This window comes from Ammoniphilus oxalaticus (genome assembly GCF_003609605.1).
GTDB lineage: Bacteria > Bacillota > Bacilli > Aneurinibacillales > RAOX-1 > Ammoniphilus > Ammoniphilus oxalaticus.
Map to the genome: position 1 here is coordinate 44,760 of NZ_MCHY01000008.1, position 14,016 is coordinate 58,775.

Consider the following 14,016-nt stretch of genomic DNA (forward strand, 5'->3'; position numbering starts at 1 on the left):
TCGTCATGCAATCGATCAATCAAGCTTTGTCTGAACTGAAATTCAGAAAGCCCGCAGGCATGCCGTCTTTAGAGGAGTTACAACAGCGCGTGATGCTCGATCCGCTCATCGAACAGTTTCGAGCGCAATATCCAGAAATAACGGATGACACGCTTGAACGATCTCTTGTAAAATTGGATCAAGCGATCCAAGAAGAGAAAAATTGCGCAAAGTGCGCTTCGTTAGACACTTGTCCAAACCTGGTTCAAGGACATAAAGCGGAATTAACTTGGTCTATGTCTTATATCGAGACGGTGATCACCCCATGTTCGAAATGGAAACACGATCAAGAGCAAAGAGGTCGCGAACAACTGATCCGATCGCATTACATTCCGCGTGATGTGATGGCGGCGACGTTTCAAGATTTTAAACAGGAACCGTCCAGGTTTCGGGCCTTCCACGCGCTAATGGATTTTTGCCTAGCAGTTGAACCGGGCAGCAAAAAGAAAAGGATGAAAGGGATCTATCTGTACGGTCCGCTTGGCGTCGGAAAGAGTTATCTGATGGCTGCGACCGCCCGTAAATTGGCAGATCGAAACATCTCGTCGTTACTGGTTTATACTCCAGATTTCTTCAGAGAAATTAAAGAGTCGTTACAGGATAATACGCTTCAACAAAAAGTGGATACATTAAAGAAAGTGCCGGTGCTCTGCTTAGACGATATCGGGGCTGAGACACTATCCCCATGGGCTCGCGATGAAATACTTGGAGCGATTTTGCAATATCGCATTTCTGAGAATTTACCGACTTTATTTACATCGAATTACGATTACAAAATGCTAGAAGAACACTTATCGCATTCCTCCAGAGGAGGGATTGAAGAAATGAAAGCGAAAAGAATAATGGAGAGAATCGTCCATTATTCAGAATGCTTTTTTGTTGATGGGATAAACCGCAGAGAGAGTGGAGGGGAGAATACCGATGAGCATCGATAATATTTTAGACCGAGCTTTACGAGGCGAACGTCTTAACTTAGAAGATGGTATTCAACTATATGAAAGCGATGAAACCGAGAAAATAGGTCAGGCGGCAAATGAGATTACGAAAAAGTGGCACCCGGAACCAATCACATCCTTTGTGATTGGACGGAATGTAAATTATACAAATGTATGTGACACGTATTGTCGCTTCTGCGCCTTTTACCGACCACCTGGACATGAAGAAGGATACGTTCTGTCCGATGATGAGATCTTGCAAAAGATTCAAGAGACGGTCGATGTCAGCGGGACTGAGATTTTGATGCAAGGCGGAACGCATCCGGGTTTGAAACTCGATTACTACACGAATCTGCTGCGAAAAATTAAGCGTCATTTTCCACAAATCCATATGCATTCACTGTCTGTCGCGGAGATCGTGAAGATTGCCGAGGTGTCCGAATTACCTGTTCAAACCGTTTTAGAGGAATTGCACCAAGCGGGCTTAGACTCTTTACCCGGGGCTGGCGCTGAGATTCTGGATGACCGCACGAGGCAGAAAATTAGCCGTTTAAAGGGATCTTGGCAAGAGTGGATTGATGTCATGAAAATGGCGAACCGTGTCGGGATGTCAACGACGGCAACGATGGTAATCGGTTTTGGAGAAAGCTATGAAGAGCGCATCTTACACATGTTAAGAATTCGCGAGGCTCAAGACGAGACAAAAGGCTTTAAGGCGTTTATTTCGTGGACTTTTCAGTCTGACAACACAAATTTAAAAGCGGAACCCGTGACCGCTGAAGAATATTTAAAAACGGTTGCGATTAGCCGTCTGATGCTTGATAATATTGCCAACTTCCAATCCTCCTGGGTTACGATGGGGCCGGAAGTTGGCAAGCAATCTTTAAGTTACGGTTGCAACGACTTTGGCTCAACGATGATGGAGGAGAACGTCGTTTCAGCTGCCGCATGCACTCATAAAGTAAACACAAACCAGATCTTACAGTTGATACGTGAGGCGGGTAAAATTCCCGCGCAACGGAATACGAATTACGATATGTTACGTGTCTTTAAAGCCGGAGAAACTGCGGAAAATGATTTTGTGATGCAAAATTAAAAACTGATTTAGAACGGCTTGAATTGGACGGGAGGTAGGTGTAAGAATGAACTGGGGCTTTATGGTTTTTACACAAATTGTTTTAGCGATCACCATCGTCGGTTTAGCCGGGTGGTCCGTTTACGTCATCGTCCGAGCAGTGATTATGCAGATGCAAAAAAAATAATGTTTAAACAAGGTGGGAGCAGGTAATTATAAAGTTAAGATGTTTTATGGTTCACCTGAATGTCTTCTCCCTCCCTTCGTCTTTGGCGGATAATGTTGATTTTTAGAGAGTCTTCCAGACCCGCTCGCAGAAATCTAGCAGTGATTCCGCCGGGACGTTAAACGATGAAGCTGTTCTTCTTAAAGAATAGCTTTTTTCTTTTTTCGCAAGTCTCATTTAACGCCTGTTATGTATAAAGGGTTATACCATTCATATAATAGGGTAGTACAAGGTCTGTTAGCGCGGTAAAGGAGGTGTGGGATGGGATCATTAACAATTTGTTTGAAACAAGCGAACCAAGAAAATCTTCAAGAATTTAACCGCATCTTATACGAAAAGACCAAATCAATATCTAATATTAAGGTTAATCTTCATACATATTTTAATCAGGAAACGAAGCGTCATGCAGTCGATTGTTTATTCTGGTCTGACCAACCATTAAACTCGGTTCGAACGGACAAAATTATAGATGCGGTTAGTCTCTCAATTGCTGAATATATCATTGATTATAAAGAAAAAGAGATTTGTGAAGAAGCGCTTAGGTGTGAGCCAGGTTTTTTTATAGAAGAGCAATTATCCAATTTGATGGAACACATTTCTATGCTGATAGAGAGTAGTGATGAGCGGAGTAAGCGAGAAAAGGTGAAGTGGATTGCTAGTCAAGCCAAAAAGTACCTGCTTGTTCAAGATCAATTGGATTTAGATGGATTTGTTCGTTTTCGTTTGAAGAAATATAAAGATGATCTGCTGCGTTTAATTGATTACGCATGGGATGAATATTTGATTGAAAAAGAGCTGAGCGCTCAGATCGAGACGCTAAAAAGATTTGCTTTAAAACAAGAAATAAAGCTCAATCGATTACACATTATTCACTTTGATGATCGCAATCTTTACTTGTACGATGAAGACTGGAATCGATTATACCCGTACCTTGTCAATGGAATTAGCATAGAATTGGCTGGGCGCAAGGTGAAATACGAAGATGTCGTCGTTAATGTGATCATCTCTTTAGCCCCTAATCATGTGAAGATCCATACGAATCAGGAAAGTCATCACATCGTATATACAATCAAAAGGGTCTTTGCTTCGCGAGCTGATGTTTGCTCGGGGTGTAAAGAATGCGGGGTAAAAAAAACAGCGAAATAATGATTTTCCAAGAGTCAGCTAGCTTGACAATTGCTTGCAGCTCGCTTATAATAAAGGATGTTAGGTTAAAATAACGGCTATTAAAGTAGAAGCATCCGCTTCTCACCTGTGTTGACGCTGTGAGCTGTTGCCAGGTTATGAATCTCGTTTAAATATGAACTGAGAATCTAATGCGGATGCCCATGGTGTCTGCATTTTTTGTGTTGGCTCTGTTAAGTAGCTGTTGTTTGTGTAGACACTGGTTTTGTGGCGCTTGTTGTAAAAAATATGGAGGTGGCAGGCAATTAGTAAGGAACATTTAATCAATGAGGCGATTCGAGCGAAAGAAGTGCGTGTGGTTGGTGCTGGCGGTGAACAAGAAGGTATTCTCCCGATTAGGGAAGCTTTGCAGAAGGCACAGGAGGCTAACTTGGATTTAGTTGCGGTCGCGCCAACGGCGAAGCCGCCTGTTTGTCGGATTATGGATTATGGAAAGTACAGGTATGAGCAAAGCAAAAGGGAAAAGGAAGCCCGTAAAAACCAGAAGGTGATCAGCATCAAAGAAGTGCGCTTATCGCCAACGATTGAGGAGCATGACCTTCAAACTAAATTGCGCCATGTTCAAAAGTTTTTAGAACAAGGTGATAAAGTAAAATTGTCTATTCGCTTTCGAGGTCGGGCGATCACTCACTCGGATATCGGAAGAAAAGTGCTCGAAAAAGTGGGCGAAGAAGTGAAAGACCAGTGTGTCGTTGAACGACATCCGCGGATGGAAGGCAGAAGTATGTTTATGATTTTAGCCCCGAAAACCGAAAAATAAGGGTTGAAAAATATCAATTTAATTGGCGATCCTGCGATACATAAGGATGGCTTGTTAGGAGGAAACGAGCAATGGCAAAAATGAAGACCCATAAAGGAGCTCAGAAACGTTTTAAGAGGACCGCAAGCGGTAAACTAAAGCGTCATCACGCATATACGAGCCACTTATTAGAAGGTAAAAGCGCAAAGCGTAAACGCAAGCTTCGCAAGGGCGGCATGGTTAGCAAAGGCGATCAGAAGCGTATGGAACAATTATTAACTTACATGAAATAAGCAGCAACTGCAACAGATTTTAGGAGGGAAATATTATGCCAAGAGTTAAGGGTAGCAGCGTTACGCGTAAGCGCCGTAAAAAGGTATTAAAATTAGCTAAAGGTTATTTCGGTTCAAAACACCGTTTATTTAGAACTGCAAAAAATCAGGTCATGAAGTCATTGCTTTATGCATACCGTGACCGTCGTCAGCGCAAGCGCGATTTCCGCAAATTGTGGATCACGCGTATTAATGCGGCTGCGCGTATCAATGGTTTGTCATACAGCAAATTTATGTTTGGTTTAAAAGAGGCTGGCATTGATGTCAACCGTAAGATGTTAGCTGATTTAGCTGTTAATGATAAAGCCGCGTTTGCTGAATTAGCGAATGTAGCTAAACAAAAAGTAAACGCATAGTTGTAAGCGGCAAGGACGAGAGACCCAGCAGGGCTCTCGTCCTTTTTTGTTGTTTCAATTCTGTTGCTTCAAATTATCAAGTAAACGAGCGCAGATCGCTTAAATTGGGCTTATTTAGACGGCGTTCACATTAAATCTAGGTATCAACCTACCAATGCTCGCGCATAAACTGAAAGCGAAAAGGCGTTCGATAAGGGGCTTTGTAAGGGATTTTTAAAAGGAGGATTCTTGCTTTGAAAGAAACTGCGGTTGGTTTAAATGTGGGCGAGCTAAATAAGCGCTTTGAAAATCAGTCAGCGGAACAGGTGTTGCGTTGGGCCCATGAAAAATTCGGAAGAGAGCTGTTGTTAGCATGCAGTTTTGGAGCGGAGGATGTAGCGCTCGTTGAGATGTACAGTCGCTCGACGATAACTCCACAAATTTTCTATTTAGACACCGATAAACATTTTCAAGAGACTTACGACACGAGGGATCAATTGACTGAAAAGTACGGTGTCCGCTTTATTCAAGTCAAGCCCGAAATAAGTTTAGATGAGCAGGCTGAGCGATATGGGGATCGACTGTGGGAAACCGATCCAAATCAGTGTTGTTTTATTCGCAAAGTTGAACCGTTGCAAGGCGTTTTGCGTCAAGCAAAAGCTTGGATAACAGGGATTCGTCGCGACCAATCGCATACAAGAGCAAATGCTCAACGAATTGAATGGGATAATCAGTTTGGTCTATTTAAAATAAATCCGCTCGTCTCTTGGACATCTACTGACGTGTGGAACTACATTAAAGACAATCAAATCCCGTATAATCCACTACATGATCAAAATTATCCAAGCATCGGCTGCGATGTTTGCACCCGACCTGTCCAGCCAGGAGAGGATCAACGAGCGGGCAGATGGGCCGGCTCTATGAAAACAGAATGTGGATTGCACAAAGGCGCGAAGGAGGGTTCGGATTGATCACTCCACACGGGGGCTTACTTGTTAACCAATTGATGACAGAAGCCGAGAAAAACAGGCTGCAAGCAGAAAGACTACCGACTGTGACGCTTGATGCATGGGCATACGCGGATATTCAGTGCATCGGCATTGGCGCCTTTTCGCCTTTGACTGGTTTTATGAATGAAGCGGACTATGAATCTGTAGTATCTAACATGAAACTAGCGGATGGGACGATTTGGAGTCTGCCGATCACGCTGGCTGTTTCTGAGGAGGAGGCTGCGCGTGTCCGATTAGGCGAACGAATCGCTTTGTGTTGCGCAGAAGGGGTGGCTCGCGCCGTGATGCGGGTCGAAAGTGTTTATAGGCCGAATAAAAGGATTGAAGCCCAACAAGTGTATAAAACAACAGAGATCGCCCATCCTGGCGTTCAAAAGCTGTATGAACGAGGCGCGTTTTATTTAGGCGGACCGATCTCAATTGTGGAGGAACCGCGTGGCGGCCCTTTTAACGCCGACTATTATACTCCTAGACAAGCGAGAGCCTTTTTTCATAAGCAAGGATGGAAAACGATTGTAGGTTTTCAAACGAGGAACCCGATTCATCGAGCTCATGAATACATTCAAAAGACGGCTCTAGAGATGGTGGACGGTTTGTTTTTACATCCCCTCGTAGGGGAAACGAAAGCGGACGATGTGCCCGCGCAAGTCAGAATGGATAGTTACAAGACATTGTTGAAACATTATTATCCACAGGAACGGGTGTTAATGGGTGTGTTTCCAGCTGCAATGCGTTACGCGGGTCCAAGGGAAGCTGTTTTTCATGCCCTTGTCAGGAAGAACTACGGTTGCAGTCACTTTATCGTTGGCAGGGACCATGCGGGAGTTGGAGATTACTACGGGACATACGAAGCGCAAGAAATATTTAATCAATTTAACGCGGAGCAATTAGGGATTTCATTACTGTTTTTTGAAAATAGTTTCTATTGTAACCGTTGTTCGGGCATGGCCTCTTATAAAACATGTCCGCATTCGTCAAGCGAGCATGTCGTCTTATCAGGAACGAAAGTGAGAAAAATGTTAAGAGAGGGGATCAAGCCTCCCGCTGAATTCTCCAGACCTGAAGTGGCGGATATTTTAATTGATGCATTACGCTCACGGGACAGTTAAAAATTGTTAAAAACCTGCGAAAATTGTTAAAAACGCGGGTTTTTTAGTTCTAGAGAATAACTGGCAAAGAAATAACAGATAATAACACCGAAAACGGTTGACGAAATTCGTCACGCTAATCTATAATAACAGCTAACATCAATAATTGGTTTTGAGTATTTAGATAATTTTTATAATAGAGTGGCTTTGAAGAGGACCAAGAAGAAGGATTTCTGTTTTTAGAGAGTTCGGGATGGTGGAAACCGAATAACAGGCCCTTAGTCGACTCACCTCTGAGCTTCCGACTGAAAGGACTATGGCTGAGTAAGTTTGGACGTTTGACACGCGTTACGTGTTAAGGTGCAATCAGCACCTACCGAGGCAATCGTCGTGAGGCGATTGTGAATTTGGGTGGTACGCGAACCTTTTCGCCCCAATCAGCGCATAGATCTATGTGTGGGGTGAAAAGGCTTTCTTTTTTTATTTAGGCGCAAGACTAAATTTACTTAATGTAAATACTTAATAAATTGGAGGAGAGAAAATGAGCAGAGATTCGGCTTTGGTTGCTGGCAAACCAGAGGTGCCACCGATCGTTCAAGGTGAAGTAATATCAGGTGCGGATGCTTTGCTAAGATGTTTGCTTTTAGAAGAGGTTGAGTTTATATTCGGATACCCTGGAGGGGCAGTTCTTCCGATTTATGACTCGATTTATGGCAGCCATCTTCAGCACGTTTTAACAAGACACGAGCAAGGAGCAATCCATGCGGCAGACGGATATGCTCGAGCGACTGGCAAACCGGGCGTCGTTATCGCCACTTCAGGACCTGGCGCGACAAACTTAGTGACAGGGATTGCCACAGCTCAAATGGACTCCATCCCTATGGTCGTTATCACTGGTAACGTTTCGCAAGATATGATCGGAACAGACGCTTTCCAAGAAGCGGACATCACAGGAATTACGTTGCCGATCACGAAGCATAACTTCTTCGTGCGTAGCGCGGAAGAACTACCGCGTGTCATGAAGGAAGCTTTCTACATTGCGACGACAGGCAGACCAGGACCGGTGCTTGTTGATATCCCGAAGGATGTAAACATTGCTTTATCACCGTTTTATTATCCTGAAACAGTGAGCTTGCGTGGATATAACCCAACGGTTCGACCGAACAAAATGCAGGTTGAGCGTTTGATCAAGGCCATTTCTGAAGCTGAGAAACCTGTCATTATTGCAGGAGGCGGTGTCATTGCCTCAGGGGCCGAGAAAGAGCTGTTAGAATTTGCTGAAAAAACACAGATCCCAGTGGTTTGCACGTTTATGGGGTTAGGTGGATTTCCTGGAACGCATCCATTAGCTGTTGGTTGGCCAGGAATGCACGGTAACTATGCCTCGAACCAAGCCTTGATGCAATGTGACTTATTAATTGGAATTGGAAATCGATTCGATGACCGGATTACGATGGGTCGAACGAAAGAATTTGCTCCAAATGCAAAGATTGTTCATATTGATATCGATCCTGCCGAAATTGGCAAGAATGTGGACACCTTCATTCCTATCGTTGGCGATGTGAAATTGTCGCTTGAGGCGGCTTTGCCGAAAGCGCAACCAGCCAAGAGCAAGGAATGGATTGAACAGATCGACGCTTGGCAAGAAGAATATCCTTTTGCTTATCAACAAAATGGAAAATTAAAGCCGCAAGCTGTTATTGAAATGTTTTACGAGACAACAAACGGCGATGCGATTGTGACGACGGATGTTGGGCAACACCAAATGTGGGTGACCCAATATTACAAGTTTAATCAACCGCGTTCACTCATCTCCTCAGGTGGATTGGGCACGATGGGCTTTGGATTGCCAGCGGCGATGGGCGCTCAGTTAGCTTTCCCTGATCGGACTGTTATTTCCGTCAATGGTGATGGCGGGTTCCAGATGAACTCGCAGGAACTAGCGATTTTATCGGGTATGAACATCCCAGTGAAAGTCGTGATCATCAATAATAAGAGTCTCGGTATGGTTAGACAGTGGCAAGAATTGTTCTATGAGAACCGCTTGAGTGAAATTGATTTAACGCATAGTCCTGACTTCGTGAAATTAGCGGAAGCGTATGGTGTTAAAGGATTGCGAGCGGAAACAGACGAGGAAGCTCAACAAGTTTGGGCGGAGGCGTTGGCGCATGATGGACCTGTTGTCGTTGAATTTGTTATCGATAAGAATGAGAATGTCTATCCAATGGTTGCGTCAGGCTCTACTTTAGATGAGATGGTAATGGGGGATGAGAAATAAAATGCAGAAGCATACGATATCTGTATTAGTTAATGATCAGCCCGGTGTGCTTGCAAGAGTTGCAAATCTATTTGGTCGACGAGGTTTTAACATCGATAGTATTTCCGTAGGTAATTCGGAAGAAAAAGGACTCTCTCGAATGATTATTGTCACCGAGGGAGATGAAAAAACGTTGGAGCAGGTGACTAAGCAGTTGCACAAATTGATCGACGTGATCAAAGTTCATCAGCTTAGCGACGCTCCGATGGTTTCAAGAGAAATCGTCTTGATGAAAGTTGACGCGGCGCCTGCGGTTCGTTCTGAAATTACAGGTGTTATCGAGCCGTTTCGAGCAACAATCGTAGACGTCGGGCCATCGTCAGTGATTGTCCAGTCGACAGGCGATTCCGAAAAAATTGAAGCGTTAATCGAACTGCTTCGTCCTTATGGGATTAGAGAATTGTCCCGCACAGGTGTAACAGCGATGTCCAGAGGGATGGTTCCCGCTTTAAAACTACAAGCCTAAACCATTTTTCTATAAAATATAAAATATAAAATATCTATGGATAACGACTAGGAGGAAACAAGTCAATGGTAACTATGTATTACGAAAAAGACGTAAATCGCGCAGCTCTAGAGGGGAAAACAATTGCAGTAATCGGGTATGGAAGTCAGGGACATTCACAAGCTCAAAACTTACGAGACAGTGGATTCAATGTCATTATTGGACTTCGTAAAGGTGGATCTTGGAACCAAGCTGAAGAAGATGGTTTCACTGTTTACAGTGTTGCAGAAGCGACAGCTCAAGCGGATGTCGTGCAAATTTTGCTTCCTGATGAGTTGCAACGTAAAGTTTATGAGGAAGAAATTGAACCGAACTTGAAGGACGGAGCGGCTCTATTCTTCTCGCATGGTTTTAATATTCACTATGGACAAATCCAACCGCCAGCGAATGTAGACGTTGTAATGGTTGCGCCAAAAGGGCCTGGCCACTTAGTTCGTCGCGTGTATGTTGAAGGATTCGGAGTTCCGGGTCTAATTGCAATCGAGCAAAACGCGACTGGAAAAGCGATGGAAATCGGATTGGCTTACGCAAGTGGCGTGGGAGCGACGCGCGCGGGTGTTATTGAGACAACATTCCGTGAAGAAACGGAAACTGACCTGTTTGGTGAGCAGGCAGTATTGTGCGGCGGAACATCTGAGCTTGTAAAGGCTGGTTTTGAAACGCTGGTTGAAGCGGGATATAAGCCTGAAATTGCTTATTTCGAGTGCTTGCATGAATTAAAATTGATCGTTGACTTGATGTATGAAGGCGGATTGGATTATATGAGATATTCAATCAGTGATACAGCCGAGTACGGTGATTATAGCTCAGGAAATCGAATTATTAATGATGATACAAAAGTAGAAATGAAAAAGATTCTTGGCGAAATTCAAGATGGGACTTTTGCTCGCAACTTTATCTTGGAGAACCAATCTGGTCGCGCGGGCTTCACAGCTCGTCGTCGCTTAGAAAAGGAACATCAGTTAGAGACAGTAGGAAAGCAACTACGCGAAATGATGGCTTGGATCAAAAAGTAAGGCAGATTAATCAGGAGGTGGCAGCTGATGAGGAAAATTGAGATCTTTGATACAACGCTGCGTGACGGTGAACAGTCACCGGGAGTGAATCTAACCATCGATGAAAAGATCGAGATTGCCTTACAGTTAGAGAGACTCGGTGTGACAAGGATGGAGGTTGGGTTTGCTGCTGCTTCTCCTGGTGAAATTAGAGCCATTCAAGAAGTAGCAAAACGTGTGAAAAACACAACCGTTGTCAGCCTGTCTCGTTCTTTAGAAGGGGATATCGATAAATCATGGGAAGCGCTAAAAAACGCGGAAAATGCTTGCGTGCATGTCTTTTTAGCGACTTCTCCGATTCATCGGCAACACAAGCTTCAAATGACGAAGGAACAAGTTGTCGAGCAGGCGGTAGCGGCGGTGACCTATGCAAAAAAGTACTTTTCTGAAATTCAGTTTTCGTGTGAAGACGCGGCTAGAACAGAAATTGACTTTTTGTCAGAAGTGGTTGCGGCTGTCGTAAAAGCAGGAGCCAAGGTAATCAACTTACCTGATACGGTGGGGTATATGACGCCGGTTGAATATGGAAACATATTCAGACAGTTGCGTGAGCGTGTGCCGGGAATCGAAAATGTGAAGCTAAGTAGTCATTGCCATGATGATTTGGGAATGGCGGTAGCGAATTCGCTTGCGGCGATTGAAGGCGGAGCGACACAGGTTGAATGTACGGTGAATGGAATTGGCGAACGCGCGGGGAATGCGGCTCTAGAAGAAGTGGCGCTTGCCCTTGATACGCGAAAAGGCATTTATCAAGCAAAGACAGATATTAAGCTTGACGAGATTGCGCGCACAAGTAAACTCGTCAGTCGCTTAACAGGGATGTTTGTGCCTGGTAACAAGGCGATTGTCGGAGCGAATGCGTTTGCCCATGAATCCGGAATTCACCAGGATGGTGTCTTGAAGGAAATTACGACATACGAAATCATTCGTCCAGAAACAGTCGGCTTTAAATCGAATAAACTCGTGATGGGTAAACACTCGGGTCGTCACGCATTCAAAGATAAGCTGGAGGAATTAGGTTACCGTCTTGAGCGAGAGCAAGTCAATGAGGCTTTTGTTCGCTTTAAAGACTTGTGCGATCGGAAAAAGGAAGTAACGGATGATGATATCGTCGCGTTGCTCGATTCGAAGATTCTAGAAATGCCAGAAGCATTTGTGCTCGAATCGCTTCAGTTAGCATATGGTAACTTGTCCGTTCCGACAGCGAGCGTGCGGATCGCGTTAGCAAACGGCGAGATGGTGGAAGAGGCCGCTGTGGGGAATGGATCTGTTGACTCGATTTATAAAGCGATTGATCGCGTGACAGAAGAAGAAGTCACATTAGACGATTATAAGATTGTGTCTGTCACCCATGGAAAGGACGCATTAGGAGAAGTTTATGTTCGTCTAAGTCAAAATGGTATTTCGGTGCAAGGACGCGACGTAAGCACGGATGTATTGGAAGCTAGCGCCAAAGCTTATATCCAGGCGATTAATAAAATAATTGCTAGAAGAAGAGATTCTTCTAATGCGGTAGAGCCGCTTCCGTTAACCTCAACGATGAACTAGAAATGTAAAGAGGATGGAATACAAATGAAGGAATTTAAAATCGCCGTTTTACCCGGGGATGGAATCGGCCCCGAAGTTATGGAACAGGCCGTAAAAATACTGAAAGTCATTGAGCACCAAGAAAAAGTGAAATTCAATTTTGAATATGGATTACTTGGCGGCTGCGCGATTGATGCGGATGGAACGCCGCTTCCAGAACAAACGTTAGAAATTACGAAAAACGCGGATGCGATCTTGTTAGGAGCGGTTGGCGGACCAAAGTGGGATCAGAATCCGAACCATCTTAGACCGGAAGCAGGGTTATTGGCTCTTCGAAAAGAGCTCGACCTATATGCAAACTTACGTCCGGCGCAAATGTACGAATGCATGGCCAAAGCTTCCTCTTTAAAAGAAGAGCTGGTTGCGGGAGTAGATATCATGGTCGTGCGCGAACTGACGGGTGGAATCTACTTCGGGGAAAAGAAACGATATGAAGACCAAAATGGCAAGGAAGTCGCCGTCGATACATTGCTTTACCATGAAGATGAGATTGAAAGAATCGTAAGGATGGCTTTTGAAATCGCAGGTAAACGAGACAACAGATTAGTATCTGTTGATAAAGCGAATGTGTTGGAAAGCTCTAGATTGTGGAGAAGTGTTGTTGAGCGTATAGCTAAAGAGTACCCGAATATTGAATGTACGCACATGCTAGTGGACGCATGCGCTATGCAGTTAGTGCGGGCGCCAAAACAGTTTGACGTGATTGTAACGGAAAATATGTTTGGCGATATTTTAAGCGATGAAGCGGCAATGCTGACCGGTTCAATCGGGATGCTCGCCTCGGCAAGCTTAACCGATGGAAATTTAGGTCTATACGAACCTGTCCATGGTTCCGCGCCTGATATTGCTGGGCAAGAATTGGCTAATCCAATTGCTACGATTTTGTCAGCGGCATTGATGCTGCGTTATTCATTCGGACTAGATGACGCCGCTAAACGAATTGAAGACGCGGTTGAAGATGTGCTGAATAAAGGAATTCGCACAGCGGATATTGCCACAACTGGAGAAATTTCAGTTGGAACGAACGACATGGCAAACTATATCGCCGAAATATTAGAAGCTTAAAAAAATAGCCATAGAAGGAGTACTACTTCCTTCTATGGCTATTCACTATTGTGGAGCAACTCGCGAATCGGGCTCTTCCAGCTTATTTCCGCATGGGGATACGCGGCGTGGATCATCGATCTGATTTCTTCAAAATCTTCTCTTTGCAATCCGACAAGTTCTTCATGGCGACGTGGCCAGACGTGTATTTTAACGATTTGAAAAGCTTCTTCCGTCGTCCCCATATATTTTTCCCCTTCAAATAGAACGCCGCGATAAACGAGTAGAATGTTGCGGTGAACATTTCCTTTGTCGTCCATCATGATGGTTCGCTTCTGTTCTACCGCTCGGTTAATTTTCCGATAGGGATGGAGAAAAAATGTAAAACACCAATAAATTCCAAGGATTAATAAAATGAGTAACAGGATACGAATAATGAGAATCATAGTAACTCCTTCACAAGATTAGGTTTATATGACTTACTATACGATTAGAATAGCTAATTGGATTCATTTTAGGTACATTGTAATAGAATGCAAGTTTG

Annotated in this window: 14 protein-coding genes and 1 other annotated feature; of the genes, 13 read left to right on the forward strand and 1 reads right to left on the reverse strand. The window is 44.1% G+C overall.

Features of this window, described 5'->3' with window-relative positions:
* Positions 1-5: 5 nt before the first annotated feature.
* From dnaI to leuB, 13 genes are all read left to right on the forward strand, one after another.
* Entirely contained in the window at positions 6-974 is a 969-nt protein-coding gene (dnaI, locus tag BEP19_RS06410) for a primosomal protein DnaI (protein ID WP_120189027.1), read from the forward strand.
* The gene (gene mqnC / locus BEP19_RS06415; RefSeq protein ID WP_120189028.1) at positions 961-2,070 is read left to right on the forward strand and encodes a cyclic dehypoxanthinyl futalosine synthase; all 1,110 of its coding nucleotides are present in this window, start codon (positions 961-963) and stop codon (positions 2,068-2,070) included. The genes dnaI and mqnC overlap by 14 nt, the downstream gene beginning before the upstream one ends.
* A gap of 466 nt (positions 2,071-2,536) precedes the next feature.
* Positions 2,537-3,421 carry a putative sporulation protein YtxC gene (ytxC, locus tag BEP19_RS06420; RefSeq protein WP_120189029.1) on the forward strand — a complete coding sequence of 295 codons (885 nt, stop codon included), beginning with the start codon at positions 2,537-2,539 and terminating at the stop codon, positions 3,419-3,421.
* A 77-nt stretch (positions 3,422-3,498) separates the two neighbouring features.
* Positions 3,499-3,628, forward strand: a sequence feature (ribosomal protein L20 leader region).
* A gap of 58 nt (positions 3,629-3,686) precedes the next feature.
* Entirely contained in the window at positions 3,687-4,220 is a 534-nt protein-coding gene (gene infC, locus BEP19_RS06425) for a translation initiation factor IF-3 (protein ID WP_211329339.1), read from the forward strand.
* Positions 4,221-4,291: 71 nt separating this feature from the next.
* Positions 4,292-4,492, forward strand: a complete 201-nt coding sequence (gene rpmI / locus BEP19_RS06430) for a 50S ribosomal protein L35 (protein WP_120189031.1) — start codon at positions 4,292-4,294, stop codon at positions 4,490-4,492.
* Positions 4,493-4,527: 35 nt separating this feature from the next.
* Positions 4,528-4,887, forward strand: coding sequence for a 50S ribosomal protein L20 (rplT, locus tag BEP19_RS06435; protein ID WP_120189032.1), 360 nt, complete (start codon positions 4,528-4,530; stop codon positions 4,885-4,887).
* Between the two features lie 233 nt (positions 4,888-5,120).
* Entirely contained in the window at positions 5,121-5,837 is a 717-nt protein-coding gene (locus BEP19_RS06440) for a phosphoadenylyl-sulfate reductase (protein ID WP_245983408.1), read from the forward strand.
* On the forward strand, positions 5,834-6,985 hold the full coding sequence (gene sat / locus BEP19_RS06445) for a sulfate adenylyltransferase (RefSeq protein ID WP_281269285.1): 1,152 nt from the start codon (positions 5,834-5,836) through the stop codon (positions 6,983-6,985). Before BEP19_RS06440 ends, sat begins: the two co-directional genes overlap by 4 nt.
* A gap of 520 nt (positions 6,986-7,505) precedes the next feature.
* Complete coding sequence (gene ilvB, locus BEP19_RS06450) at positions 7,506-9,242, forward strand: biosynthetic-type acetolactate synthase large subunit (RefSeq protein ID WP_120189035.1); 1,737 nt, start codon at positions 7,506-7,508, stop codon at positions 9,240-9,242.
* A 1-nt stretch (position 9,243) separates the two neighbouring features.
* Positions 9,244-9,747: an acetolactate synthase small subunit gene (ilvN, locus tag BEP19_RS06455; RefSeq protein ID WP_120189036.1), complete on the forward strand. Its 504-nt coding sequence runs from the start codon at positions 9,244-9,246 to the stop codon at positions 9,745-9,747.
* A gap of 65 nt (positions 9,748-9,812) precedes the next feature.
* On the forward strand, positions 9,813-10,802 hold the full coding sequence (gene ilvC / locus BEP19_RS06460; RefSeq protein WP_120189037.1) for a ketol-acid reductoisomerase: 990 nt from the start codon (positions 9,813-9,815) through the stop codon (positions 10,800-10,802).
* A 27-nt stretch (positions 10,803-10,829) separates the two neighbouring features.
* Complete coding sequence (locus tag BEP19_RS06465) at positions 10,830-12,389, forward strand: 2-isopropylmalate synthase (protein ID WP_120189038.1); 1,560 nt, start codon at positions 10,830-10,832, stop codon at positions 12,387-12,389.
* Positions 12,390-12,413: 24 nt separating this feature from the next.
* Complete coding sequence (leuB, locus tag BEP19_RS06470) at positions 12,414-13,493, forward strand: 3-isopropylmalate dehydrogenase (RefSeq protein ID WP_120189039.1); 1,080 nt, start codon at positions 12,414-12,416, stop codon at positions 13,491-13,493.
* A 38-nt stretch (positions 13,494-13,531) separates the two neighbouring features.
* Here the strand turns inward: leuB and BEP19_RS06475 are convergent, their stop codons facing one another.
* The gene (locus tag BEP19_RS06475; RefSeq protein ID WP_120189040.1) at positions 13,532-13,918 is read right to left on the reverse strand and encodes a sigma-w pathway protein ysdB; all 387 of its coding nucleotides are present in this window, start codon (positions 13,916-13,918) and stop codon (positions 13,532-13,534) included.
* Positions 13,919-14,016: the final 98 nt, after the last annotated feature.